We start from the raw sequence: 1,204 nt of genomic DNA, 5'->3' as shown, positions 1-1,204 counted from the left end.
TTCTATATTAATTTAGACAAAAATTATTTTGTTATATGAGATAACAGCTTATAAATTGCGCTTACAAAATAACTGTGATATAGTGAAAATGAAGCCAAGTTGTACACAATTAATCGTCACACTATTATTAAAGTGGTCGAATTTTATGGTAACTTAGCCCATCATTAGTAATAAAGTAACACATTCACGTAATGAGGAGGCATTTTAATGGAAATCATAATTAAGGAAGCTGCTAAAGAATATTTGGAAAATCAGCTTGATGTTGAAAAAGACCTACTTTTAGCCGCCGACGATGGCTCTAATGAATATTCCAAAATTGGTGGTAGCTGTGCTATTGGCGATAAGTTTCAAATTGTTGCTACTACTCATAAAAATAATAATTATAAAATCCCTATCAATAATGCGCAAAATTGGAAATTATATACTTCCAACAGTGAGCAAACCTTTTTAGGGACTGGTTTGACACTTGACTTGCTGCACAATAATTTAGTGCTTAAAGATGATAGTGGCATTCTTGACAATAATATAACCTTTCAAGATGCAGATAAGTCAGCTAATCAAACTGATGAGGAAAAGATGGCTGAACGTAAAGCACTTAGCCAACATATTTGTTAAAATATCAGAATAATATTCTATAAGGGACCTTCAAAGAAAATGAGGTATAACCATTTTCTTTGAAGGCCCTTTTGCTAATCTTTTTATAACTTGCACTATGATTTCCCACATACATATTTTAAGTTACCGATTCGCTAATAAAAAAATCGCAACAAAAATGAAAAAATCAACACTGCATATGCCTAGGCTAAAGCCGCTTTAATTTTCTTATTGAACTCTGGTAAATCTTCAGGGGTTCGGCTGGTAATTAATTTGTGGTTTTGATCGATAACTACCGGTTCATCCAAAACTTGGGCTCCCGCATAATACAGATCGAAACGAACTGTATTATAAGCAGTTAATTTCAATGCTGAGGCAAGCCCTGTTTGGATGAAGAGTTGAGGACCATGGCAAATTGCAAAAATAGGCTTATTTTTCAATAAGAAACCTTTAACGAAATCTACAAAGCGATTATCTGCCCGCAACTGATCAGGCGAAAAGCCTCAAGGAATTAATAAAGCATCAAAATCATTGACCGAGACCTCATCAATTCCCTTATCAGCTCGAATAGAAACACCATGTTTACCAGTAATTTGATTACCCGCATGTT

At 34.1% G+C, this 1,204-nt stretch carries 1 protein-coding gene and 1 pseudogene; one reads left to right on the top strand and one right to left on the bottom strand.

All coding sequences use genetic code 11. The features are described 5' to 3' along the window. Positions 1-207: 207 nt before the first annotated feature. Positions 208-615 (top strand): iron-sulfur cluster biosynthesis family protein, encoded by a 408-nt coding sequence (locus tag LKE01_RS11800; protein WP_054769911.1) that lies wholly within the window; start codon positions 208-210, stop codon positions 613-615. A 182-nt stretch (positions 616-797) separates the two neighbouring features. Here the strand turns inward: LKE01_RS11800 and LKE01_RS11795 are convergent. Beyond that, positions 798-1,204 (bottom strand): annotated as a pseudogene (locus tag LKE01_RS11795) (DJ-1/PfpI family protein); the annotation flags it as partial.

Origin of the sequence: Lentilactobacillus kefiri (assembly GCF_007989105.1) — a bacterium.
GTDB classification, from domain to species: Bacteria; Bacillota; Bacilli; order Lactobacillales; family Lactobacillaceae; genus Lentilactobacillus; species Lentilactobacillus kefiri.
The sequence above is the reverse complement of the archived record's forward strand: the minus strand, read 5'-3'. Positions and strand labels throughout refer to the sequence as shown.